Genomic DNA, 25,060 nt, shown 5'->3' with positions numbered 1-25,060 from the left:
CGGGTGCCCGGGTGGGGTCAGCTGCTCACCGGGCGCCAGGGCCCGCTGGGCTTCCCGTCAGCGTCGGCGCGGACTGCGGCGGATCCGGTCGTTGACGCCACGCCCCCCGGCTTTCTCGCCGGACCGCCCGGTCCAACTCCTCGTCGAGGGGCCGGCCCGCTCACCTTCTCGTCGGCGCCCGCCGGTCCCCGTAGCCTCTCGCCGGACGCCGGACGCCGGACGCCGGACGCCGGTCCCCGTAGCCTCTCGCCGGACGCCGGACGCCGGACGCCGGACGCCGGACGCCGGACGCCGGACGCCGGACGCCGGACGCCGGACGCCGGACGCCGGACGCCGGACGCGGCGAGTCGGCGTCGGGGTGGTCAGGTTCTCGTCGCGCGCCTGGTGGCGAGGGTTCGGCGGATGGTGCGCGTGATGATCGGCGGCAGCAGGTCGAGGGCGACGGTGCGGGCGAGGGTGCGGCGGGCCTGGGAGGTTTGGTGGGTGTGGCCGGCGGCGGCCGTCGCGGCTCGCGCTTCGGCCAGGGCCTCGGCGGCGGCCTCGGGGCTGTCCGCGTAGTGCCGGGAGGGCGGGAAGTCCGGGGCCCGCATGCCCTTGGACTTGAGGCGGATGAGGCGGTGTCCGGCCGCCTGCTGAAGGCTGAGGTGGCAGTCGGTCCGCCCGCGGGCCATCGCCAGCAGCTCCTCCTGGACGGGCTCGGGATCGTCCCAGGTCCCGTACAGCTTCTGGGAGCTCAGGCAGACCGGGTGCAGACCCCTGCTGAGCATGGCCTCCCACGCGGCCACCGCGACGCCGGGCGTGTGCTCGGAGCGGAAGTCGTCAAGGACGACGATGCCGCCGGGCAGCAGCGCGTCCCGGGCCGCCTCGATGTCCCCGTACACGTGCTCGTACAGATGCGAGGCGTCGATGTGGACGAACCGGCAGGAGCCGGGTTCCACCTCGCCCGGCACCAGCGAGCTGGGGCCCTGGAGCACGCGGGGCAGTTCGTCGTGGAAGGAGAGGTAGTTCCCCTCGAAGGCCTGCCGGGTGAGCGCGGCGTACGACTTCGTCGACTCGGCCCGGTTCGCGTTGTCCGGGGCGTCCCCCTCGAAGAGGTCGCAGACCGTGTACCGCTCGCCCTCCTGGACATGGCGACCCAGGAAGATCGCGCTCTTGCCCATGTAGACCCCGACCTCCAGCAGGTCGCCCCGCATCCCCGCCGCCTCCTGCCGGTTCAGGCACCACTCGAAGAGGACCTGGTCGAGGACGGGGAACCAGCCGGGTACGTCGTCGAGCCGGTTGGGCGGGCGCGTCGTGCCTTGTGTGGCGGTCATGAGGAAGGAAGCACTCCCTTGTGCGGCGGTCCCGGGCACCTGTGAGAACCCTATGGGGCAGACATGGACTCCGCTCGTGTCTGCCCGCGGCGAGGGGCCGGAACTTGCGACAAGGTGAACATCGGGTCAAGGCGTGCCGCACGGGGATCCCGACGCGGCACGACGGCACGACGGCACGACGGCACGACGGCACGACGGCACGACGGCACGACGGCACGACGGCACGACGGCACGACGGCACGACGGCACGACGGCGCGTCAGGGACGCGACTTGGCCAGCGCGTTGCGCAGACGGGGCGTCAGCGGCTTCTCCACGAACCGGTTCATCAGCCAGGCCAGCAGCAGCATGGTCGCGACGGTGAGCAGGAAGGCGCCGTACGAGGGGATGTCCAGGGTCTGGTGGTAGGCCTTTATGGCCACCCAGCCCAGGTGCTCGTGCACCAGGTAGAAGGGGTACGTCAGGGCGCCCGCGACCGTCAGCCAGCGCCAGTTCGCCCAGTTCAGCCAGCCGAGCGCGATCGCCGCGACCGCGATGAAGCCGAAGGCGACGACGAGGACGATGCCGAACGTGGTGCGGTGGGCGAAGGCGTTCGGGTCCGTCGCGTTCCACAGCTCGCGCACCGCGTAGTGCTGCCCGATCAGGAAGCTGACGACCACGATGCCCCAGGCGTAGACGTCGTGCCGGTCGCGGTGGACGAGGTAGAGGCCCACACCGCCGATGAAGAACGGGGCGTACTCGGGCATCAGCACGATGTCCAGCAGCGGCATCTGCGCACCCTGCGCGATCACGAACGCGAGCGTCCAGCCGACGCAGAACATGATCACCCGCTGCCTGTTCGCCCCCGGCAGCACGACGAACAAGGCGAACAGTGCGTAGAACCGGATTTCCGCCCAAAGTGTCCAGCAGACTCCCAGCACCCGGTTCACGCCCAGCGGTTGCTGGAGCATGGTCATGTTGACGAGTGCGTCACTCGGCGACACCGCGTGGTAGGCGACCACGGGCAGCGCGAAGACCGCCGTGACCAGGATGACCGCCGCCCAGTAGGCGGGCAGCAGCCGCGAGGCCCGGGAGGCGAAGAAGGACTTCAGCGGCCGGCCCCAGCCGCTCATGCAGATCACGAACCCGCTGATCACGAAGAAGACCTGGACGCCCAGGCAGCCGTAGGCGAAGTACTCGTGGAGGGTCGGGAACTGCCGCTCCGCGGAGCTGCCCCAGGCCTTGGTGACCTCACCCCCCCGACCGCCGTAGTGGTACGCCGCTACCATGAGGGCTGCGACCAGTCGCAGTCCGTCCAGGGCACGCAACCGGGTCTCCCGGGGCTTCGCCCGTTCCGGCGGCCTGGGTACGTCGGTCACCGGCCGGACGGTCATGCTGGTCACGAAAATCCCCTCGCGGGTGGTCCTGTGGGTGGAGTTGTCACAGCACGTTAGTCCGAATCACAGACAAGGCATGGTTGACAGGCTAACCATTTTCCTGGGAGTTCCGATGAGTTCACCTGGAAGTCGTTTTAGCTTCCTAATTTTTCTCATCTCACCCCCCGGACATGCAAACGTGTGCAAGATCGTGCCATCGGCCGGTAAGCAGCAGTGAACACAGCATTTGCTTGGCAAAAAATCAGGAGTGCCATGACGAGGGTCCAGAACAGACGGGCACGTGCGCGCGGGGGGGAGCTTGACGAGTGCCTGCGCGCCTGCGCGGCGCACAGCGGGAAACTCGTCGGCAGCATCGATCGCCGCCGTATCGAGCTCTCGGAGCAGCTGAGGAAGCTGCTGGTGGCGTGGGGTATGTCCGCCACCAGCGCCCCCGCGCCGGCTCCGGCGGGCGGCGGCGCCACCGCCCTGCTCAAGCGTGCCGTCAAGGGCGCGGCGACCCCCTCCACGGGGATCGACAACGCCCTGCTCGACGCCCTCCTCGCAGTCGCGAACAAGGCGCTGGAGTGCGGTTACGACGACGAGCTGAACCTCGCTCTGGTGATCAGCGACACCGTCCTCGCCGAGCGCAAGAACTCGCGCGCCGGCTGGCGGCTGCGCGCCCGGCTCCTCGAGGCGCTCGGTGAAGAGGCCGAAGCGCTGGAGGCCTACGAGCGCTACCTCGCGCTCACCACCGACGACGGGTTCGGCGTCGCCGCCCGGATCGGCGGCATGCGGGCCGCGGCCGACCGCGAGCGGGAACTCCTCGAACTCCTCAAGCGCCAGGTCCCGCGCGCCCAGGACTTCACCGGCGGCCCGGTCACCGAGGTGTGGGCCGAGGGTCTGGCCCGGCACGCCGCCGGCGACTGGGAAGGTGCCGAGCCGCTGCTGGTCGGCGCGCTCCTCTCGCTGGCCGCCGACGAGGCCCCGGTCAGCGACCGGCAGGACCTGCTCAGCCAGTACCTGAACCTGCGCACCGGCGTCTCGCACGGAGACCGCGCCGCACTCCCCGCGCTCACCGAGGTGCTCGCGCTCTACGCCGAGCAGCGCCGCATCCGCGCCCGCGGTCCGGTCGCCGACCCCACCATCGGCGGCGTGCAGTGGCTCACGCTGGGTGAGTTCCGCAACCAGATCGCCGGCAAGTCCATCTGCCTGATCGCCAACTCCGGCCGGGTCGGCGCGAGTTCGATGGGCGCCGAGATCGACGCGTACGACCTGGTGGTGCGCTTCAACTCGTACAAGATCGACGCGAAGAACACCGGCAGCCGTACCGACATCCACACCACGATCCACAAGCACGGCTTCAACTGGGACAAGCCGGTCACCACCCGGCTCGTCTTCGGCGGCATCTCCGGCGACTGGAAGTACTCGCTGCGCAACCGCCTGGTGCCCGGCGCGCAGCAGTACCTCGGCGACGAGACGCTGCGCTGGCCGCTGCGGAACATCGGGCAGATCGGCGCCGACCGCTGGTCCGGCATCCCGACCACCGGGTTCAACATGCTGTGGCTGCTGGACTTCCTGGACGTCAGCCCGACCCTCGACCTGATCGGCTTCGACTTCTACGAGAGCGGCGCCTACCGCGTCCCGGAAGCCATGAAGCTCGCCATCACATCCGTGCACGAGTACACCAGCGAGAAGGAATGGGTCATGCAGCGGGCTCAGAGCGTGACCGACATGAGGATATCCCTGCGATGACCACGACCTCCCTGACCGGAACCGCCACCGCCGCGGTCCCGGCCGCCGGCGCTTCGGCGGCCGACCTCACCGGCAAGCGACGCATAGCCTTCGCGAGCTTCGTCGACGAGAACTACCTGCCGGGCTTCCTCGTCCTGCTGCGCAGCCTCGCCCTGTCGAACCCGAGCGTCTGCGAGGACTTCGTCGTCCTCTACGACGACCTGCGCCCCGGCTCGATCGCCAAGATCCGCGACCTGCACCCGCGCATCGTGCTGCGCCGCGTCAACGCCGAGCACTACGAGTCGTACGCGAAGGGCGACCAGGACAACTACCTGGTCCGCAAGGCGTACTTCATCCTCGACATCTTCCGGCTGCGCGAGTACGACACGATCATCACGCTCGACACCGACATGGTCGTCCTCGGTGACCTGAGCGAACTGCTGAAGCTGCGCGAGGGCCTGGCGGCCGTGCCGCAGTTCTTCTACGGGCAGCACAAGCTCAACTCCGGACTGCTGGTCATCCAGCGCGAGTACCTGAGCGACGAGTTCTGCGCGAAGATCGACGCCACCGGCCGCAGCGGCGACTACGAGCTCGACAAGCACGACCAGGGCATCCTGAACGCCGTGCTGGACGGCGAGTTCGTCCACCTCGACGCCCGCTACAACTACGTCAAGCGGCGGCTCTCCGGCGACCTGCCGGTGCCCGAGGACGTCTCGATCCTGCACTTCACCGGGCGCCACAAGCCCTGGCAGGGCGGCGAGTCCGGGTACAGCCAGGCGGAGGCGCGCTGGCGCGAGTTCGAGCTCACCGACTCCGAGTTCCACGGCGCCTACCTGGAACGGCCGGGCGGTCTCCACCACGACCTGCTGGTCCACTTCGGCACCCCGCACGTCGCCCGCACCGGCGACCCGGAGCTCGCCCGCAAGGTCGCCGCGGCCCACATCGCCGCCGGTGACTACCAGAACGCCGTCGACGTGCTCGAAAGCGTGCGGGTCCCGCTCGACCAGGCCTGGTCGCACGAGACGCTCGGCCACGCCCTGATGAGCGTCTCCCGCTACGACGAGGCCAAGGCGGAGCTGCTGCTCGCCACCGCCGCTCCCAACCGGGCCGCCACCGCGTTCTCCCGCCTCGCCCAGATGGCGTGGGTGCACGGTGACAACGCCGAGGCGCTGAAGTACGCCACGGCCGGCATCAGCGTCGACCCCACCCACCGCGCCAGCCGCATGTGGGTCACCCGCGCGACCAGCGTGCCCACCCAGGACGCCGGCCCCGCCGAGGACCAACTCGCGCACGTCGCCTTCTACATGGACCGCCAGGGCAACGCGGGCGACAAGCTGCTGCCGGAGAGTGTCCGGCTCGCCTTCGGGTCCGACACCACCTCCCGCCGCTGGCACTCGGTGCACGCGCACCGGCTGTTCGACGAGGCCGCCCTCAAGCGGGTCAACGCCCGCCGCGGCCTGGTCATCGGCGGTGGCGGTCTGTTCATCCCGGACACCATGCCCAACGGCAACAGCGCCTGGCAGTGGAACGTCCCGGACGACCTCCTCAACCGCATCGACGTGCCGATCGCGGTCTTCGCCGTGGGCTTCAACGCCTTCGACGGACAGTCCTACCGCGCCGGACGGTTCCGCTCCTCGCTGCGTCAGCTCGTCGAGCGCTCCTCCTTCTTCGGCCTGCGCAACCACGGCTCCATCGCGAAGGTGCGGGCCATGCTGCCCGAGCACCTGCACGACAAGGTGCGCTTCCAGCCCTGTCCCACCACGGTCACCCGCCAGCTCGTCGACGGCTGGCAGGACCCGGCCAAGCGCGAGGACACCATCCTGATCAACGCGGCCTACGACCGCGCCGGTCTGCGCTTCGGCCACGACTACGCGTACTTCCTGGCGCAGATGGCCGAGGCGGTGCGCGGCCTCGGCAAGCTCGCCGAGGTGCAGTGCGCCGCGCACTCGCTGGACGACGAGAAGATCGCCTTCGACCTGCGCCGCGAGCACGGCATCTCGATGCCCGTCATCCCGATGTACAACTTCGAGAACGACGAGATCCGCGACCTGTACGCCCGCACCAAGCTGGTCATCGGCATGCGCGGGCACGCCGGCATGATCCCGTTCGGCTGCGGTACGCCCATCATCAGCCTGATCTCGCACCCGAAGATGGCGTACTTCCTGGCCGACATCGAGCGGCCCGAGTGGGGCGTGTCCGTGCACGACCGGCACCTCGGCGCCAAGCTCGTCGAGCGCTCCCAGGGCCTGCTCGCCGACCACGCCGCGACCGTCGCGGACGTCCACGGCCGCCAGCAGGAACTCTGGAAGGTCACCGAGGCCAACGCCGCGGACCTGCGCATCATCCTGGGCGGCTGACGCCCGTCGGCCATGTAGACAGCGCGACCGCCGGTCACCTCAGTGGTGGCCGGCGGTCGGCCGTTCTGCAGCACCGTCTGTCGGTGCTGAACCACTGTCAGTGCCTGAGGTTGGCGTACGGCAGCATCCCGTGTGTCGCCTCGAACTCGGCGATCAGTGACCTTTCGTCGTCGCGGGGGTGCGCACTGGTCCTCCACGCGACCAACAGGGCGGCGTGGTCCGTCAGTTGCCAGATGTACCGCCCGCCGTGATGACCGGTACCGCCGAGGCCGTGACGCGCGTACTGCGCGAGCCGCCCCCGCAGCCCGTGGCGGCCGACCGTACCCGCGTCGGCCTTGCCGATGTAAACGATCTCGGCACCGTCCACCCACTTCGCCTCCAGCGCCGCTACGCTCACCGCCGGATCACGCTGCCCGCGCCACCCGGCCGTGCTCGTCGCCAGGAAGACCGGAGCCGTCCCGGAGGCCCGGAGCACGGTGTAGATCCCGCCGTCCGAAGGGATATCGGTGGCCGGGAGGGCGGAGAAGGGTACGAACCCGCCGAAGCCCCCCAGTTCGAGTGTCCGACGTGTCAGTGCCATGGCGGCGAGTATGACCGCCACCGGCGGGGAGTTGTCCTCCCGGCCGCCTTCACCGTCTCAACGCCCTGCGTACCAGCCGCTTGATCCGGGTCACCGCCGAGCGACGGGGCGACGCCCGGCGATGGGCCTCGTACGCCCTCCTGAGCTGCTCGAAATGGTCGGCGCGGTGGCGGCTGAGGTATTCGTCCGAGGTGAGGGGCTCGGCGATGGACCAGGCCTGTTTGTGGCGGCCGTCGTAGTGGGCGACGTAGGCCTTGGCCAGTTCCAGTACGGACTTGAAGGGGATGCCGCCGGTGCGGTCGCGGTCGACGCGGTCCTGGACGGCCGAGATCAGTGCCAGCTTCTCGTCGAAGGTGAAGCTGTCCTCGGTGATGGCCGTCAGTACGTGCTCGGGAATGGGCCTGGTCACCTCGAAGGCGAGCGTGGAGCGGATCGGCGGCCCGGCGATCTCGATGTACGGCAGCAGGGCGCCGGTGCTGTAGTGCAGCCACGGCAGCCGGGGGCCCGCGAAGTCCTGGTGCAGCACCACCGAGCCCGGTCTCAGCCGGGTCAGGAAGCGCTCGGCGACACAGCGGAACACCTCCGCCGTCTTGGCTATGTCGATGTGCAGGAACTCGATGGGGCTGTGGTCCTCCGGGTCGGAGGTGTGCCAGAGGTCGCCCGCGTGGATCTCCATGAAGGGCAGGAACGGTTCGAGCCGGCCGCGGAAGTCGTCCAGGAAGGAGTTGTCACCCTCGGGCGCGGCGCCGGAGGTGAAGAACTTCTCTGTGGCGTAGGTGCCCTTGCCGACGCGGAAGAAGTCGTACGCGTGCAGCCGTCCGGTGTTCTCGTCGAAGACGGCGCTCTCGCTGAGGCCGTGGGCCAGGGCGTAGGTGGAGCCCCCGCCGCCGGAGCCGAGTTCGATCACCCGGTCCTTGCCCGTCAGGTGTTCGCGTCCGAGCAGATAGAGGAACCGCAGCTCCCATTTGCTCACCTGGGTGTAAGGAAGGTTGTCCGGCAGCCGCACGTCGTTGAGGAGCGGGTAGAGCCGGCCGAGGTTCGTCATCGGGGCCTAACGGAGTCGTCGGGGATGCCTGGACGTACTGGGGGGAGGTGTTCGTGATCCTAGGAACACGAGCACACCCGGACCAGCAAATCGGCGGAGCAACTCCTTCCACGCACCAGCATTCCCCTTGCCGTTACCGGCAGTTGGCGTGGGAGTAGCCGACGTTCAGACAAGCGGGCGGCACGCCGAGGGCGGGTGGATCCCAACGGATCCACCCGCCCTCGGCGCACCGTTCCGGGGTGCCCCCGCTCAGCGGCGTACCGCCTTGCGCAGCGCGCGCGCCTGCCGGACGACGCGGCGGGCCGTGGAGTTGCGGGGCACGAAGGCCAGCCGCTCCGGGATGCCGCCGGGGAGCCCGAGCGAGGTGAGCCGGCGGCGCTTGAAGTAGCGCTGGGTGCGCGGGCCGAAGTGCTGGGACAGGAAGCTCTCGGCGGCCGGGCGCAGCTTCGGGTGGATCTGCGGCTGCATGGTGAAGCCGAGGGCGATGACCAGACCGGTGAGCTGGTCGTCGGGGAGGGTGTCGTTCCCCTTCTTGCCCTCCAGGTCCGGCAGCAGCGCGTCGGCCAGCGCGACCGGCACGCGGTTGCTGTTCTGGTAGGGCGTGAGTCGATCCAGTATCGGTTCGGTACCGATCCGGGCGACCGGCAGGTCGTACAGCACCGAGGCCGTGAACAGCGCGGTGGAGAAGCAGCCGACCACGAGCGCGGGCCGGGTCTTCTCGAACAGCACCTCGGCGAGGACGGGGGTGTCCAGGACGGTGAGGTCGACGCCGAGCTTGCCGGCCTCGGTCTCCAGGGCGCGGCTGTAGCGGGCCGGCGCGGTGGGGTGCGGCTTGAAGACGATCGCGCGGTGTCCGCGGTCGACAGCCCCGCGCATCATCCGCACGTGCAGGTCCTCCTCCTCGTCGGGGGAGAGGATGTTCAGCGCGGACAGGTACTGGCCGAGCAGCAGCGCCGAGTTGTCGGGCAGGGCGGGCAGCTCGGGTACGGCGCCGCCGAGTCCGCTCAGCACCTTAAGGAACGCGTCCGACGGCACGATCTCCGCGGGCACGTCGAACTCGGTCAGCAGCAGCGGGGTGAGGCCGGGCACCAGGTCCAGGTGCAGCAGCCGGCGCACCCGCGTGCCGACCAGCGGGTCGAGCTTGTTGCGGGTGGGACCGTAGCTCATCAGGCCGTCGGCGTAGACGTCGATGGGGGCGCCGGTGAACAGCTGCGCCACCGTGAAGGCGGGGCTGACCTGGATCGACTCCAGGACCAGCTCCACCCGGTCGTCACCCAGGTCCCAGAGCAGCCGCAGATAACGTTCGAACAACGGAATGTCGTCGGGCCGCGGCGACCACGCGCCGGGATGGAACGGTCGAATCGCCTCGTTCCAGGACAGCACGCCGTCGAAGTGGTCACTCAGCGAAGCGAAGCCCGGCATCTGGTCGACGGCGGGCGTGGTCTCCGGGGTCGCGGAGTTGTTGAACACCAGCAGGAGTCTGCGGTCCGCCTCGGTGAACTGGTCGGACTCGATCGCCGCCGCCAGGGTGGCGGCGCCGTACAGCGTCGAGGCGCAGAAGATCTGGGTCGTACGGGACATCAGGCGGCCGCCTTAGCAGTGGTGATCCGGCGCCGCAGCCGCCGCAGTTTCGAGGAACGGCTCAGGTCCATGGTGTCGAGCACGTCGCCGAGCGCGTCCTGGGGCATCCGCTTTATGGCCGCCGCGCTCATCGACCGCAGCTGCTTGGCGACGGCCGGCTCGAACTTGTCGATCTCCGCGAGGTGGTGGGCGATGATCGCGCAGTAGGTGCGGACGGCCTTGGGCAGCAGCCGCTCGGCGTCGCGGTCCGCGGCGGTCTCCTCGACGACCTGGTCGAAGGCGCGGATGAAGTCGAGCTGACGGACGTCACCGATTTGAGTGAGTGAGGAGGCGACTCCACGCCGGTAGAAGACGCCCAGCAGGCCGACCACCGCGAACGATTCGGCCTCGCGGTGCAGCTTCCAGATCCACGGCCGGTCCTCGGCCGTACGCAGTCCGTGCGTGAAATGCAGCACACCTTTGTCGAGCAGCCGGCGGTGGTAGGCACCGGCCCAGGCGTACGCGTAGTCCACCGAGGTCGTCCGGTCGACGGGCAGGATCGCCTCGCGCGGGTTCATCACCTCGTTGCGCCGCCCGTGCGGGGCCCGGTGCACCGTACGACCGCGATTGGTGGTCTGCACGTGGTCGGTGCGGATGAAGTCGCAGCCCAACCCCTCGATGGCCGAGACGAGTTCACCGAGGTAACCCGGCGCGATCCAGTCGTCGCCGTCCAGGAAGGTCAGGTACTCGCCGGTCGACGCGTCGAGGCCGGTGTTGCGCGCGGTGGCGAGTCCGCCGTTCTTCTCATGCCGGACATAACGGACTTGGGCGACGTCGGAGAGTTCCTCGGCCGCCCGCTCCAGGATCGCAGGGGTCTCATCCTTCGAATGGTCGTCCACCAGCACGAACTCGAAGTCTTCCCGAGCGTTCAGGCGCAGGCTTCGCAGGGTGTCGGGGGCGTACTGCTGGACGTTGTAGAACGGCACGATGACGGAGAGCTTGGGCACGCCGGGAAGCCTACGAGGCTGTCCGGAGGCGGAACTTTCCGGTGCGGATACTGTGGGTGAACTCAATGTGTCGGAACGGTGCATTCCAGGTACTTCCTGGTCATCGGCGGGCCAGTTGGGCTCTCGGAAGTGTTCTGTTAACTCTTTGTTGAGTTGAGGTTGGGTTATACCTAAGAAATGGTTCCTAGCGTCGTAGGTGTGCCACCTAGTGCAACGAGTACAACGAAGTCTCTACGGATCGCGGTACTCGCGGACTCCGACACCCGCTGGAAGTGGGGTGCGCTGACCGCGGACCGCATTGCTCCGGGCCCGTCAATGGAAGCCGGACCGCGCGCCGACGCGCAAGTCGGTCCTGCCCTGAGCGGGTTCCTGCTGCGCGGACGGGCCACGCCCACTCCGCGCCAGCTGGCGGAAGTGGGGGTCAGCGCCGATTCCATCCGGGAGGTCACGGCCGTAGAATTCCTGCGGACCATGGAGCAGGAGTCGTACGACGTCGTCGTCCTCGCCCTGGTCGGCGGCGCCGTCCAGGCGATGCTGCACGGCCTGCGGCGGATCTGGGACGGCCGCGCCGAGCGGCCCGTGGTCGTCACCGGCTACGTCGGCGTCGTATACGAGAAGCTCGCCGACGGGCTGCTGCTGCGGCACGGCGCGGACCTGGTCCTCGCCAACTCCCGCCAGGACGCGGACCGTTTCCGAGCTGTGTACGAGGGAGTAGGCGCCGACGCCTCCTCGGTCACGGAGGTCGCACTGCCCTTCCTCGGCGGGGCTCCATACCAGAAGGGTAACGACCCGTACACGGTCGTCTTCGCCGCCCAGCCCTCCGTGCCGGACAGTCGCAGGGACCGTACGTACCTGCTCAACCGGCTGATCCAGCACGCGAAGCTGCACCCGGAGCGCGAGGTGCTGCTCAAGCTGCGCTCCAAGCCGGGCGAGCACACCACGCACATCGAGGAACTGCCGTACCAGAAGCTGGTCCAGAAGCTCGATCCGCCTGCCAACTTTCGCCTGGTCTACGGTCATATGGGCGAAGTGCTCGACTCCACCGACCTGCTCATCACCATCAGCTCCACGGCCGCCCTGGAATCCCTGCACCGCCGTATCCCCACCGTCGTCCTCAGCGACCTCGGGGTGCGCGAGTCGCTCGGCAACCACCACTTCGTGGGCTCGGGATGCCTGGCATCCTGGGACCAGCTCGACGACGGCCACCAGCCCTCGCCGAACGCCGCGTGGGTGTCCCGGCAGGGTGTGGCCGCCGACGGGTCGTACGAGACGGCGTTCGACGTGGCGCGGTTCCGCATCAGCGAGCTGCTGGAGGCGCCGGAGCTCCCGCCGCTCGCCCCGTACTACACGCCCGTCACGGCGCCGGGCTATCTGCCCGGTATTCTCGCTCGACACCACCTCGGTCCGGACGGCACCCCGCTGCCCGGCGCCCCGGCGGCGGACCGGGAACCAAGCCCGGTGCGGCAGATAGTCCGCCGAGCCGCCCGCGGGGCCTACCGCCACGGTGTCCAGCGTGTGGCGCCGGTGATCCGGCGGATGGGCGAGTTGTGAGCGCCCACACACCACGCGTCCCTCGTCAAGGAGAACAGCGAATGTCCAACTCGGAAGCCGGTCAAGCGGGCCAGGCGGCGCCAGTGCGCCGTGTGCTCGCGGTGATTCCCGCGCGCGGCGGCTCCAAGGGCGTCCCCGCGAAGAACCTCCTCCCGGTCGGAGGTGTGCCGCTGGTGGCCCGCGCCGTGCGCGAGTGCCGCGCGGCGCGCCTCGTCACCGACGTCGTGGTCTCCACGGACGACCAGGCGATCGCCGCCGCCGCCCGCCAGGCCGGCGCCGAAGTGGTCCTGCGCCCCGCCGCCATCGCCGGTGACACCGCGACCTCCGAGGCCGCCGTCCTGCACGCCATGGACGCCCACGAGGCGCTGCACGGCTCGGCGGTCGACGTGGTCCTGCTCGTCCAGGCCACCAGCCCGTTCATCATCCGCGAGGACATCGACGGCGTCTCGGCCGCCGTCGTGGAGAACGGCGCGGACACCGCGGTGACCGTGGCCGCCTTCCACGGCTTCATCTGGCGCGACGCCGACGACGAGGCCACGGCCGTCGAGACCGGCTCCGCCGCGGCGGTGTCCGTCGGCGGCCAGGCCACGGAGACCGGCACCGCGCTCGCCACGGCCACCGGCGGCGGCTACGGCGTCAACCACGACAAGGCCTTCCGTCCGCGCCGCCAGGACCGCCCCCAGGACCTCCTGGAGACCGGCGCGGCGTACGCGATGGACGCCGCGGGGTTCCGCACGCACCAGCACCGCTTCTTCGGCCGTACCGAGCTCGTCCGCACCGACCCCGCCCGGGTGCTGGAGATCGACGACCCGCACGACCTCGCGCGCGCGAGGGCGCTGGCGCCGCTGTTCGACGCCAACCGCCCCGGCGCGCTCCCGACCGCCTCCGACATCGACGCGGTCGTCCTCGACTTCGACGGCACCCAGACCGACGACCGGGTGCTGATCGACTCCGACGGACGGGAGGTCGTCTCCGTGCACCGCGGCGACGGCCTCGGCATCGCGGCCCTCCGCAGGAGCGGCCTGTCGATGCTGATCCTGTCCACGGAACAGAACCCGGTCGTCGCCGCACGGGCCCGGAAACTACAGATTCCGGTCCTCCACGGCATCGACCGGAAAGATCTCGCACTGAAGCAGTGGTGCGAGGAACAGGGCATCGCGCCCGAGCGCGTGCTCTACGTCGGCAACGACGTCAACGACCTCCCGTGCTTCGCCCTGGTGGGCTGGCCCGTGGCGGTCGCGAGCGCCCACGACGTCGTGCGCGGCGCCGCACGCGCGGTCACCACCGTTCCCGGCGGCGACGGCGCGATCCGAGAGATCGCCAGCTGGATCCTCGGCCCCTCTCTCGACTCCCTCGACAAGTAAGGAAAGTCCCCCCATGAGCAACTCCCGTCTGCGCAACTTCGGTTCGAAGACCGCCGGCCCCGGCCACCCGGTCTACGTCGTCGGCGAGATCGGCATCAACCACAACGGCGAGCTGGAGAACGCGTTCAAGCTCATCGACGCCGCCGCCGAGGCCGGTTGTGACGCCGTCAAGTTCCAGAAGCGCACCCCGGAGATCTGCACCCCGCGCGACCAGTGGGACATCGAGCGCGACACCCCCTGGGGTCGCATGACCTACATCGACTACCGCCACCGCGTCGAGTTCGGCGAGGACGACTACCGCCAGATCGACGAGTACGCCAAGAGCAAGAACATCGACTGGTTCGCCTCCCCGTGGGACACCGAGGCCGTCGCCTTCCTGGAGAAGTTCGACGTGCCCGCCCACAAGGTCGCCTCGGCCTCGCTCACGGACGACGAGCTGCTGCGCGCGCTGCGCGCCACCGGCCGTACGGTCATCCTCTCGACCGGCATGTCCACCCCGAAGCAGATCCGTCACGCGGTCGAGGTCCTCGGCTCGGACAACATCCTGATGTGCCACGCCACCTCGACGTACCCGGCGCAGGCCGAGGAGCTCAACCTCCGCGTCATCAACACCCTCCAGGCCGAGTACCCGAACGTGCCGATCGGCTACTCCGGTCACGAGACGGGCCTGCAGACCACCCTCGCGGCGGTCGCCCTGGGTGCTACCTTCGTCGAGCGCCACATCACCCTGGACCGCGCGATGTGGGGCTCCGACCAGGCGGCCTCCGTCGAGCCGCAGGGCCTCGTCCGCCTCGTCCGGGACATCCGCACGATCGAGGCCTCCCTCGGTGACGGCGTGAAGAAGGTCTACGAGTCGGAGCTCGGTCCGATGAAGAAGCTGCGCCGCGTCACGGGCGTCGTCGCGGAGGCGGAGATCGCCGACGCCGCCGGTGAGCCGGTCTCGGTCTGAGCCCCTTAAGACGGGACGGTCGTACGTCGATGAGCCCCCGCGCCGGTTCCGCCGGCCCCCACACTCTCGCTTTCGTCGAGAGTCCGGTACAGCTCCTGAACGTGCTGGAGTGGGCGCACGCCCATGCCCTCCAGTCCGGGCAGAGCAGTGCTCCGGCGCCCGGCGGGGCGCCGGCCGGGGGGGCCGCCGGTCCGCCCGGCGCGGGGCTCACCCTCGTCGTCCTCTCGCCCAACGACCCGATGACCCGGGGCCAGTTGCGCCGCATGGCGGACCTGGCCAGGGACGAGGGGTACGAGGTCCGCTGGGAGGAGGCACGCGGCGGTACCGCGGCGCCCTTCCAGACGATCGGCGGTCTCGCCCCGCTGCTGCGCAGGGCCCACCGCATAGTCATGGGCGACCCCTTCTCCCGGTATGTCCAGCTTCTGCTGAGCATCACCCGGGCGCGCGACCTGGTCGTCGTGGACGACGGCACGGCGACGATGGAGTTCGTCGCCCAACTGGCCCGCGGCGAGCGCCTGGTGCGCTGGCACCGGCGCGGTGGCCGTCCCGGCCCGCGTGATCTGCTCTTCGCGCCGGTCTCCTCCTCGGCGCGCCGCCGCCTCACCCCGTCCGGGTCCCGCTCGGTCGAGGTGTTCTCCTCGATGCCGATCGACTCGGCCCCCGAGGGCGTCCGCCTCACTTCCAACGACTTCTCCTGGACCCGGGCCCGCTTCGGCCCGCCCCGCATCACCAAGGGCGCGGACCTGGTCGGTACGTCCCTGGTGGAGACCGGCGTGGTCGACCCCGACCACTACCTCGAAGCGGTCCGCAACCTCGCCAAGACCCACGGCGCCACCCGTTACTTCGCGCACCGCCGCGAGAGCACGGAGAAGCTGCACCTGCTGGCGGTCGAGACGGGGCTTGAGATAGTCCGCCCGGACCTCCCCCTCGAACTGATCGCCCGCCGGGGCCCCATCGGCCGTACGATCGTCAGCTTCCCCTCCACCGTCGTGCACACCCTCCCGCTCGCCCTGGCCGGCACCGACGTCCGCGTCGCGGTCTGCGACATCGACCCGGCCTGGCTCACCGAGAGTGCCTCGCCGCGCGCTCAGGGGTTCCTGTCGGGGGTCACGGGCACGGCGCGCGACGTACACCGCCTGTCGGCGGTGACCTCGGCCTAGCCGAACCCGCCTCGCCGGACACCGGGTCACCTACGGGTGACCCGGCGCTTTCTCATTCCCTCCACCTCGTCCCCGCCGGAGGAGAACGGTCACGTTCCGTGTCCGCCCCGCGCGGCCGCCGTAACGGTTCCAAGGAGCGCAGGTGTGCTGTGAGACCGTGGGGAAGGAGTACGGGAATGGGCCCGTGCGTCTCGGGCGTTCCGCCTGGGAGTGCGTGGGTGATCCCCGGCGGATCGGTTCAAGATCCTCTCGTCCGGAAAGCCGGGTGAGTTTACCCACTCCCCATGACAGCCATGCGCCGTGCGGCCAGATTTTCTTCCCCTAACGGGTTGAACTTTTGTTGATCGTGGGTCAGTTGGCCGCCCGATCGCCCTACCCTTCAGAGGGTGAACCAAGTGACGTCCCGAGAGTCCGAGGCCGATCTGCCCGGGGAAGCCGTGCTCCCCGGCGCGCTGCCCGAGGTGCTGCGTGCCGAACTCGTCGCGTTCCGCCGCGACTTGCACATGCACCCCGAGCTCGGCAACCAGGAGTTCCGCACCACCGCGGCCCTCAAGGCCCGCCTGGAACTGGCGGGCCTGAAGCCGCGCGTGCTCGACACCGGCACCGGGCTCATGTGTGACATCGGCGACCCGGACGACGTACGTCCCATGCTTGCCCTGCGGGCCGACATCGACGCGCTGCCCATCCCGGACACGAAGGCCGACTGCGCCTACCGCTCGACCGTGCCCGACCGCGCGCACGCCTGCGGACACGACGTGCACACCTGTGTCGTGCTGGGCGCCGGCCTCGTACTCGCCGAACTGCACCGCCAGGGGCGGCTGCCGCGTCCGGTGCGGCTGATCTTCCAGCCCGCGGAGGAGGTGCTGCCCGGCGGCGCCCCCGACGCGATCGAGTCGGGCGTCCTGGAAGGCGTGGGAAGGATCATCGGCGTGCACTGCGATCCGAAGGTCGACGCGGGGCGCATCGGACTGCGGCACGGGGCCATCACCTCCGCGTGCGACCGGCTCGAAGTCGCACTCGACGGCGCGGGCGGCCACACCGCGCGCCCGCACCTCACCACCGACCTGGTCACCGCCGCCGCCAGGGTCGCCACCGACGTCCCGACCCTGGTCGCACGCCGCACCGACGCCCGCAGCGGCCTCGCGGTGACCTGGGGGCGCATCGAGTCCGGGCACGCCTGCAACGTGATCCCGAACCACGCCGAGCTCTCCGGGACCGTGCGCTGCCTGGACCTCGCCACCTGGCGGGCCGCGCCCGACCTGGTGCACGCGGCGATCGACGAGATCGCCAACCTGTACCGGGCGAAGTCGGAGATCAACTACATCCGCGGCGTTCCGCCGGTCGTCAACGACCCGGCCGTCACCGACCTGCTCCGTGACGCCATGACCGCCCGGCGGGGCGCGCACTCCATCGAGGACACCGAGCAGAGCCTGGGCGGCGAGGACTTCTCCTGGTACCTGGAGCGGGTGCCCGGCGCGATGGCCCGGCTCGGGGTGCGCACGCCCGGCGAGCGCGCCCCCCGCGATCTGCACCAGGGCGACTTCGACGCCGACGAGTCGGCGATCACGGTGGGCGTGGAGCTCTTCACCGCGGCGGCGCTGCTCGACGGGATCCCCGTCCTCGACCTCGGAGCGTGACGGCGGGGGAGGGCGCGACGCCCGGTTTCTCCCCGGCGTCGCGCCCTCCCGGCCGGTGTCCGCGGCGCCGCTCCGGTAGCGCCGCCCACCCCGCCGTCGTAGCGTGGTGAACGCCCGGCGGGGACCGCTCGCCCGGTCACACGTATCGCGCGACCCGCACACGGATCGTCACCAGCGCAGCAGGTGCTCTGTCCCCAAGTGCACCCTTCGACCCCATAGTTCACAGGGACGTAACCGGCCATCGGCACGAATGGATAACGGCCAGGCGAAACCCCGTTCCCTGAACTGTCTACGCGCGTTAATGTGCGCCGAACTCAGCACCCACTGCGGGGCTTTGGAGAATGGGGAACCTTCAGATGCGTCGGATATCCAGACTGACCCGTGTCGCGGTGGGGGTCGCGTCGCTCGCACTCGCGGCCACGGCCTGCGGCGGTACCAGTGACGAGGCGGACAGCGGCGACAGCAGCAGCTCGAGCGGCGGTGGCAAGGGTCTCGCCATCGCCTACGACATCGGCGGCAAGGGCGACCAGTCCTTCAACGACGCCGCGTACGCGGGCCTGGAGAAGGCGAAGGCCGAGTTCAAGTACGAGACGGCCGACATCGAGCCCACCGACGGCGAGACCGACGCCGACAAGGAGCAGCGGCTCGCCTCGCTGGCCAAGCAGGGCTACAACCCGGTCATCGGCATCGGCTTCGCCTACGGCCCCGCGCTGACGGCCGTCGCCTCGAAGTACCCGGACACGACCTTCGGCATCGTCGACTCCGTCGTCGAGGGCGCCAACGTCGCCTCCCTGGTCTTCGCCGAGCAGGAGGCCTCCTACCTCGCGGGTGTCGCCGCCGCCAAGGCCACCAAGACCAACACCGTCGGCTTCGTCGGCGGCGTGGACATCCCGCTCATCCACAAGTTCGAGGCCGGCTACAAGCAGGGCGTCCAGGACACCAACCCCAAGGTCAAGGTCCTCTCGCAGTACCTGACGCAGACCGCCGAGGAGGGCGGCTTCTCCAGCCCCGACAAGGGCAAGGCCGCCGCCGAGGGCCAGCTGGAGAAGAACGCGGACGTGGTCTACCAGGCCGCGGGACTCTCCGGCCAGGGTGTGATCGAGGCCGCCGCCAAGGAGAAGAAGTGGGCGATCGGCGTTGACTCCGACCAGTACAACCAGGCCGCCCTCGCCAGCTACAAGGACTACATCCTGACCTCCGCGCTCAAGGACGTCGGCGGCGCCGTGTACGCGCTCGCCAAGTCCGTCGAGGACGGCAAGCCGCTGACCGGCACCCAGACCTTCGACCTGAAGGTGGACGGCGTCGGCCTCGCCGACAGCAACCCGAAGATGGCGGAGATCGCCGGCCTCACCGACGCGGTGGCCAAGGCCAAGGCGGGCATCATCGACGGCTCGATCAAGGTCAAGACCGAGTAGCGGGCCGCCCGCACGGGCGAACGCGAACAAAGTCACACAAGGCGGGCGGGTGCCGAAAGGTGCCCGCCCGCCTTCGTGTCCGCGCCGCAGGTCACCCACCGCCACCGCCCCTTTGCGGTAGGCAAGCCTGTGCCCGGCGAACGGGTGCCGTCGGGCACAGCCGGATAACAAGGTGGACAGAAGGGGTTTTCTAGTTGGTCTACGCGCGTTAATCTGCGGCGAAGCCAGCGCCGAAGTCGTTCCGTCAGGCGCTTGTACGACAGGAGCACAACTCATGCGCCGGGTTCCCCGCATCGCCATCGCAGGCGCCGCGACCGCGTCTCTCGCCCTCGCCATCTCCGCCTGTGGCGGTACCTCGACCTCGTCGGGCTCCTCGGAGTCGAAGGGCGACCTCGGTCTCGCCATCGCGTACGACGTCGGCGGCAAGGGCGACCAGTCCTTCAACGACGCCGCATACGCGGGCCTGGAGGAGGCGAAGAAGGAGTTCGGCTACAAGACCGCCGACGTGGAGCCCACGGACGGTGAGACGGACGCCGACAAGACGCAGCGCCTGGTCTCGCTGGCCAAGCAGGGCTACAACCCCGTCGTCGGCATCGGCTACGCCTACGCGCCGGCCATCAAGGAGGCCGCGGCGAAGTACCCGGACACCACCTTCGGCATCGTCGACGACTCCACGGTCGAGACGGCGAACGTCGCGGACCTGGTCTTCTCCGAGCAGGAGGCCTCCTACCTCGCGGGGGTCGCCGCCGCCAAGGCCACCAAGACCAACACCGTCGGCTTCGTGGGCGGCGTGGACGTACCGCTGATCCACAAGTTCGGCGCGGGCTTCGAGCAGGGCGTCAAGGACACCAACTCCAAGGTGACCGTCCTGTCGCAGTACCTGACGCAGACCGCCGAGGAGGGCGGCTTCTCCAGCCCCGACAAGGGCAAGACGGCCGCCGAAGGCCAGATCGAGAAGAAGGCCGACGTCGTCTACGCGGCGGCCGGTCTCTCCGGCCAGGGTGTCATCGAGGCCGCCTCCGCAGCCAAGGTGTGGGCGATCGGTGTCGACTCCGACCAGTACAAGCAGGAAGCCCTCAGCAAGTACAAGGCCTCCATCCTGACCTCCGCGACCAAGGATGTCGCCAAGGCGGTCTACAACCTCGCGAAGTCGGTCGAGGACGGTAAGCCGGAGACCGGTATCGTTCGGGGCGACTTGAAGTCCGGCGAGGTCGGCCTCGCCGACTCCAACCCGGCGTTCAAGGACGACACGGCGATCCAGGACGCCGTAGAGGCAGCCAAGGAGAAGATCATCAGCGGCGAGATCAAGGTCAAGACCAGCTGACGAAGCAGGACCTCGACGAAGCAGGACCTCAGGAGCAGCCGAGCGGCTCCGGGGAAGTTCAGGAAGGCCCTTCGGGGCCGCCGCTCTTCCCCGGAGCCGCTTGGTAACCGCGGGGATACGTCCGCTCAACGGGATACGGGGAGTCTGGCTCTCCGTATCCCGTTCTCGCGGCCCGTCGCCCCTCAAGTTGCCGTAGGGGCGCTACGCGCGTAGACGACCCCCTTTCCCCCAGGAGAGTGCGCCATCAACGCGTCCAGCAGCCCTCCGGCCGACGCGGTCAACGGATCGGTGACCGCAGTCGAACTCGCCGGGATCACCAAGCGATTCCCGGGAGTCGTGGCCAACCACGACATCCACCTCAGCGTCCGCAAGGGCACGGTCCACGCCCTCGTCGGTGAGAACGGCGCCGGCAAGTCGACGCTGATGAAGATCCTCTACGGCATGCAGAAGCCGGACGAGGGCACCATCGCGGTCGAAGGCGAGCAGGTCACCTTCTCCTCGCCCGCCGACGCCATCGCCCGCGGCATCGGCATGGTCCACCAGCACTTCATGCTCGCCGACAACCTCACCGTCCTGGAGAACGTCGTCCTGGGCAGCGAGAAGCTGTACGGCATCGGCGGCAGGGCCCGGCGCAAGATCCTCGAACTCTCGACGCGTTACGGCCTCGGGGTCCGCCCCGACGTTCTGGTCGAGGAGCTCGGTGTCGCCGACCGGCAACGCGTGGAGATCCTCAAGGTCCTCTACCGCGGCGCCCGGATCCTCATCCTCGACGAGCCCACCGCCGTCCTCGTCCCGCAGGAGGTCGAAGGGCTCTTCGCCAACCTGCGCGAGCTCAAGGCGGAGGGCCTGTCGGTCATCTTCATCTCGCACAAGCTGGGCGAGGTCCTCTCCGTGGCCGACGAGATCACGGTCATCCGCCGGGGTACGACGGTCGGCACCGCCGTCCCCGCCGAGACCACCCCGCGCCAGCTCGCCGAGCTGATGGTCGGCAGCGAACTGCCCACCCCGGAGACCGCCGAGTCCACGGTCACCGACCGCCCGGTCATCACCGTCACCGACCTGCGCCTGGTCGCCCCCGGCGGCAAGGCACTCCTCGACGACATCACCTTCACCATCCACGCGGGCGAGGTCCTCGGCCTCGCAGGGGTGGAGGGCAACGGCCAGACCGAGCTGATCGACGCGCTGATCGGCCTCAGGGCCGCCGACTCCGGCACCATCACGCTGGCCGCCGAGGAGATCACCTCCTGGGCCACCCGCAGGCGCCGCGAGCAGGGCATCGGCTACATCCCCGAGGACCGGCACCGCCACGGGCTGCTCCTGGAGGCCCCCCTCTGGGAGAACCGCATCCTCGGCCACGTCACCGAGAAGCCCAACACTCGCGGTAGCCGGGGTATCTGGCTCGACATCAAGGGCGCCCAGGCCGACACCCGCCGGATCGTCGAGGAGTACGACGTCCGCACCCCCGGCATCGACGTCACGGCCGCCTCGCTCTCCGGCGGCAACCAGCAGAAGCTGATCGTCGGCCGCGAGATGAGCGCCAAGCCGCGCTTCCTGATCGCCGCCCACCCCACCCGCGGTGTGGACGTGGGCGCGCAGGCCCAGATCTGGGACCAGATCCGCGAGGCCCGCCGTGAGGGGCTCGCCGTACTGCTCATCTCCGCCGACCTGGACGAGCTGATCGGTCTGTCCGACACCCTCCGGGTGATCTACAACGGCAAGCTGGTCGCGGACGCCAACCCGGCCACCATCACCCCGGAGGAGCTCGGCACGGCGATGACCGGCGCCGCCACCGGACACCTGGAGAACGAGGAGCTCGCCGAGCAGGTGGAGCTCGAAGAGCAAGCCGGACAGGCCGAGACCACGGCAGACACCCCCGACGCGACCGACGCCCCGGACGCCCCGGAAGACGAGGCCCGCTGATGAAGAAGTTCGACAAGGAGCGCCTGCTCCTCGCGGTGGCCGGACCGGTCATCGCGCTCGTCGTGGCCGTGGCGCTGACCTCGGTCGTGCTGATCGCCTCGGGGAAGAACCCGATCGAGCCGTACACGCTCATGTTCGAGCAGGCCGGCTTCGCCGACATCCAGGTCCTGATCATCAACCAGGCCTCGATGTACTACATCGCGGCCCTCGCGGTGGCCATCGGCTTCCGGATGAACCTGTTCAACATCGGTGTGGACGGGCAGTACCAGCTCGCCGCCATGATGGCCGCGGTCGTCGGCGCCCACGTCGCGCTGCCCGCGGTCCTCCAGGTCCCGCTGCTCATCCTGACGGCGGTCTGCACGGGCGCCTTCTGGTCCGGCATCGCGGGTGTCCTCAAGGTCACCCGGGGGGTCAGCGAGGTCGTCGCGACGATCATGCTGAACGCCATCGCGACCTCCGTCATCGCCTACCTCTGGCTGCCCAGCGTCTTCGGCGTGAAGGTCGGCAACAACAACACCACCGGCGAGATGGACAAGTCCGGCTGGGTGCCCGGGTTCGACATGGGTGACGCCGGCGAGATCTACGGCCTCGTCGTCCTCGCCGCGCTGCTCGGCATTGGCTACTGGATCGTCCTCAACCGGACCCGCTTCGGCTTCGACCTGCGTGCCTCCGGCGCCTCGGAGACCGCCGCCGCGGCCAGCGGTGTGAACCCCAAGCGCATGGTGCTCACCGCCATGCTCGTCTCCGGCGGTCTGGCCGGTCTCGCGGGACTGCCGATCCTGCTCGGCGACTCGCACACCTACAGCCTGAACTTCCCGACCGGCATCGGCTTCCTGGGCATCGGCATCGCCCTCCTCGGCCGCAACAGCCCCACCGGCATCGCCTTCGCGGCCCTGCTGTGGGCCTGGCTCGACAAGGCGTCGCCCGAGCTCGACTACAACGGCTACGACAAGGAGATCGCGGTCATCATGCAGGGCCTGATCGTGCTCTCGGTCGTCGTCAGCTACGAGGCCGTGCGCGAGTGGGGTCTGCGCCGCCAGCAGCGTCGCGTCGGCGCGGAACTGGCCGCGGGCCACGTCCTCGGCGCCTCCTCCGACAACAACACCCAGAAGGAGGTGGCGGGCCGATGACCACCGCGACCGACGTCAACCAGCCCTCGCTGAAGACCGAGGCCCCAACCGGCCGCAGGCTGTCGCTCCCCGTCCTCCTGCTGGTCATCGCGGGCGGCCTGGCGCTGACCTCCCTCGTCCGCATCATCACCGGTGCCGACGGCATCACCAACGTCAGCCAGATGTCCACCGCTCTCGAACTGGCCGTCCCCATCGGTCTCGCCGGGCTCGGCGGTCTGTGGGCCGAGCGCGCGGGCGTCGTCAACATCGGCCTCGAAGGCATGATGATCCTCGGCACCTGGTTCGGTGCATGGGCCGGCTACCAGTGGGGCCCGTGGACCGGCGTACTCGTCGGCATCATCGGCGGCTGCATCGGCGGTCTGCTGCACGCCATCGTCACCATCACCTTCAACGTCAACCACATCGTCTCCGGTGTGGCCATCAACATCCTGGCCCTCGGTGCCACCCGCTACCTCGCCCCGCTCGCCTTCGAGGGCGTCCAGGGCGGCTCGGCCAAGCAGTCCCCGCCGGTCGACTCGCTCGGCAACTTCACGGTGCCAGGGCTGTCCGACTGGCTCACCACCCTCAACTCCAAGGGCTGGTTCTTCGTCTCGGACATCGCGGGCCTGCTCGGCGGACTGGTCACCAACGTCTCCTGGCTGACCCTGATCGCCATCGCCCTGATCCCCGCCACCTGGTGGATCCTGTGGCGTACGCCCTTCGGCCTGCGCCTGCGGTCCTGCGGCGAGAACCCGGTCGCCGCCGAGTCGCTCGGTGTCAACGTCTACAAGTACAAGTACCTCGCCGTGATCATCTCCGGTGGCCTGGCCGGCCTCGGCGGCGTCTTCCTCTCCATCGTGGCCAACCCCTTCTACCTGGAGGGCCAGACCAGCGGGCGCGGCTACATCGGTCTCGCCGCGATGATCTTCGGCAACTGGATGCCGGGCGGACTCGCCATCGGCGCGGGCCTGTTCGGCTACACCGACAGCCTCAACCTGCGCGGCGGCTCGGAGAACGTCCACGCGCTGCTGCTGCTCGCCGCGATCCTGCTGGTCATCGGCGCGGTCTGGCTGGTCATCAGGAAGAAGTACGTGCCCGCCGTGATCACCCTGGTCATCGGCGTGCTGGTGTTCCTCTGGTACGCGCTCACCAACGAGGTTCCCAACCAGGTGGTCTCCGCGACGCCCTACGTCATCACCCTGCTCGTCCTCGCGCTGTCCGCGCAGCGCCTGCGGATGCCGAAGGCGGACGGACTTCCCTACCGGAAGGGACAGGGCAAGTGACGGCCGCCGTCGACTGGGACGCCCTGCGGGAGGTGGCCCGCGCGGCCATGTCCCGGGCGTACGCGCCGTACTCGGGGTACCCGGTCGGCGTCGCCGCCCTGGTGGACGACGGCCGGATCATCTCCGGCTGCAACGTGGAGAACGCCTCGTACGGGCTCGGGCTCTGCGCCGAGTGCGGTCTCGTCTCCGAGCTGCACAGCACCGGCGGCGGGCGGCTGACGCACTTCACCTGCGTCGACGGGCGGGGCGAGATCCTCGTGCCGTGCGGGCGCTGCCGTCAGCTGCTCTTCGAGTTCGGCGGGCCCGAACTGGTCCTGGAGACCCCGGCCGGGCTCCTGCCGCTCTCCGAGATGCTGCCGCAGGCCTTCGGTCCCGAGCATCTCACCCAGTAACTCCGTGCGG

Annotated in this window: 19 protein-coding genes; 13 read left to right on the top strand and 6 right to left on the bottom strand. The window is 69.7% G+C overall.

Going from position 1 to position 25,060, the window contains the following annotated elements; genetic code table 11:
* Positions 1-362: 362 nt before the first annotated feature.
* Both ACIP79_RS11165 and ACIP79_RS11160 read right to left on the bottom strand, forming a co-directional pair.
* Positions 363-1,313, bottom strand: a complete 951-nt coding sequence (locus ACIP79_RS11165) for a class I SAM-dependent methyltransferase (protein ID WP_401221993.1) — start codon at positions 1,311-1,313, stop codon at positions 363-365.
* A gap of 258 nt (positions 1,314-1,571) precedes the next feature.
* Positions 1,572-2,684: an acyltransferase family protein gene (locus ACIP79_RS11160; protein ID WP_401222125.1), complete on the bottom strand. Its 1,113-nt coding sequence runs from the start codon at positions 2,682-2,684 to the stop codon at positions 1,572-1,574.
* Between the two features lie 255 nt (positions 2,685-2,939).
* Here ACIP79_RS11160 and ACIP79_RS11155 point away from each other — a divergent pair, with 255 nt between their 5' ends.
* Both ACIP79_RS11155 and ACIP79_RS11150 read left to right on the top strand, forming a co-directional pair.
* On the top strand, positions 2,940-4,418 hold the full coding sequence (locus ACIP79_RS11155; RefSeq protein WP_401221991.1) for a glycosyltransferase family 29 protein: 1,479 nt from the start codon (positions 2,940-2,942) through the stop codon (positions 4,416-4,418).
* On the top strand, positions 4,415-6,754 hold the full coding sequence (locus ACIP79_RS11150) for a glycosyltransferase (RefSeq protein ID WP_401221989.1): 2,340 nt from the start codon (positions 4,415-4,417) through the stop codon (positions 6,752-6,754). Before ACIP79_RS11155 ends, ACIP79_RS11150 begins: the two co-directional genes overlap by 4 nt.
* A 97-nt stretch (positions 6,755-6,851) precedes the next feature.
* On the opposite strand, the gene ACIP79_RS11145 is transcribed toward ACIP79_RS11150, so the two are convergent.
* From ACIP79_RS11145 to ACIP79_RS11130, 4 genes are all read right to left on the bottom strand, one after another.
* Complete coding sequence (locus ACIP79_RS11145; RefSeq protein ID WP_401221987.1) at positions 6,852-7,334, bottom strand: hypothetical protein; 483 nt, start codon at positions 7,332-7,334, stop codon at positions 6,852-6,854.
* A gap of 49 nt (positions 7,335-7,383) precedes the next feature.
* Positions 7,384-8,379, bottom strand: coding sequence for a hypothetical protein (locus tag ACIP79_RS11140; protein ID WP_401221985.1), 996 nt, complete (start codon positions 8,377-8,379; stop codon positions 7,384-7,386).
* A 249-nt stretch (positions 8,380-8,628) separates the two neighbouring features.
* On the bottom strand, positions 8,629-9,960 hold the full coding sequence (locus ACIP79_RS11135) for an alpha-2,8-polysialyltransferase family protein (RefSeq protein ID WP_401221983.1): 1,332 nt from the start codon (positions 9,958-9,960) through the stop codon (positions 8,629-8,631).
* A complete protein-coding gene (locus ACIP79_RS11130) occupies positions 9,960-10,946 on the bottom strand; it encodes a glycosyltransferase family 2 protein (protein ID WP_401221981.1) in 987 nt (328 codons plus the stop codon). Before ACIP79_RS11130 ends, ACIP79_RS11135 begins: the two co-directional genes overlap by 1 nt.
* Positions 10,947-11,123: 177 nt before the next feature.
* Between ACIP79_RS11130 and ACIP79_RS11125 the strand changes: the two genes are divergently transcribed.
* The 11 genes from ACIP79_RS11125 to ACIP79_RS11075 all read left to right on the top strand — a co-directional run bounded on the left by ACIP79_RS11125 (position 11,124) and on the right by ACIP79_RS11075 (position 25,050).
* Positions 11,124-12,497 (top strand): DUF6716 putative glycosyltransferase, encoded by a 1,374-nt coding sequence (locus tag ACIP79_RS11125; protein WP_401221980.1) that lies wholly within the window; start codon positions 11,124-11,126, stop codon positions 12,495-12,497.
* Positions 12,498-12,538: 41 nt separating this feature from the next.
* Positions 12,539-13,861 carry a cytidylyltransferase domain-containing protein gene (locus ACIP79_RS11120; RefSeq protein WP_401221979.1) on the top strand — a complete coding sequence of 441 codons (1,323 nt, stop codon included), beginning with the start codon at positions 12,539-12,541 and terminating at the stop codon, positions 13,859-13,861.
* A gap of 13 nt (positions 13,862-13,874) precedes the next feature.
* Entirely contained in the window at positions 13,875-14,810 is a 936-nt protein-coding gene (locus tag ACIP79_RS11115) for an N-acetylneuraminate synthase family protein (protein ID WP_399213749.1), read from the top strand.
* Between the two features lie 29 nt (positions 14,811-14,839).
* Complete coding sequence (locus ACIP79_RS11110) at positions 14,840-15,970, top strand: hypothetical protein (protein ID WP_383682695.1); 1,131 nt, start codon at positions 14,840-14,842, stop codon at positions 15,968-15,970.
* A 386-nt stretch (positions 15,971-16,356) separates the two neighbouring features.
* Entirely contained in the window at positions 16,357-17,607 is a 1,251-nt protein-coding gene (locus tag ACIP79_RS11105) for an amidohydrolase (RefSeq protein ID WP_401221976.1), read from the top strand.
* 356 nt (positions 17,608-17,963) lie between these two features.
* Positions 17,964-19,022, top strand: a complete 1,059-nt coding sequence (locus ACIP79_RS11100) for a BMP family protein (RefSeq protein WP_401221974.1) — start codon at positions 17,964-17,966, stop codon at positions 19,020-19,022.
* A gap of 274 nt (positions 19,023-19,296) precedes the next feature.
* Positions 19,297-20,346 carry a BMP family protein gene (locus ACIP79_RS11095; protein WP_401221972.1) on the top strand — a complete coding sequence of 350 codons (1,050 nt, stop codon included), beginning with the start codon at positions 19,297-19,299 and terminating at the stop codon, positions 20,344-20,346.
* Positions 20,347-20,634: 288 nt separating this feature from the next.
* The gene (locus ACIP79_RS11090; protein WP_401221970.1) at positions 20,635-22,266 is read left to right on the top strand and encodes an ABC transporter ATP-binding protein; all 1,632 of its coding nucleotides are present in this window, start codon (positions 20,635-20,637) and stop codon (positions 22,264-22,266) included.
* Positions 22,266-23,396: an ABC transporter permease gene (locus ACIP79_RS11085; protein ID WP_383682706.1), complete on the top strand. Its 1,131-nt coding sequence runs from the start codon at positions 22,266-22,268 to the stop codon at positions 23,394-23,396. The genes ACIP79_RS11090 and ACIP79_RS11085 overlap by 1 nt, the downstream gene beginning before the upstream one ends.
* Entirely contained in the window at positions 23,393-24,658 is a 1,266-nt protein-coding gene (locus tag ACIP79_RS11080) for an ABC transporter permease (protein ID WP_383682709.1), read from the top strand. The genes ACIP79_RS11085 and ACIP79_RS11080 overlap by 4 nt, the downstream gene beginning before the upstream one ends.
* On the top strand, positions 24,655-25,050 hold the full coding sequence (locus ACIP79_RS11075) for a cytidine deaminase (RefSeq protein WP_401221967.1): 396 nt from the start codon (positions 24,655-24,657) through the stop codon (positions 25,048-25,050). The genes ACIP79_RS11080 and ACIP79_RS11075 overlap by 4 nt, the downstream gene beginning before the upstream one ends.
* The last annotated feature ends 10 nt before the right edge of the window (positions 25,051-25,060 follow it).

The sequence above is a fragment of the Streptomyces sp. NPDC088747 genome, assembly GCF_044751025.1.
Lineage (GTDB): Bacteria > Actinomycetota > Actinomycetes > Streptomycetales > Streptomycetaceae > Streptomyces.
The sequence above is the reverse complement of the archived record's forward strand: the minus strand, read 5'-3'. Positions and strand labels throughout refer to the sequence as shown.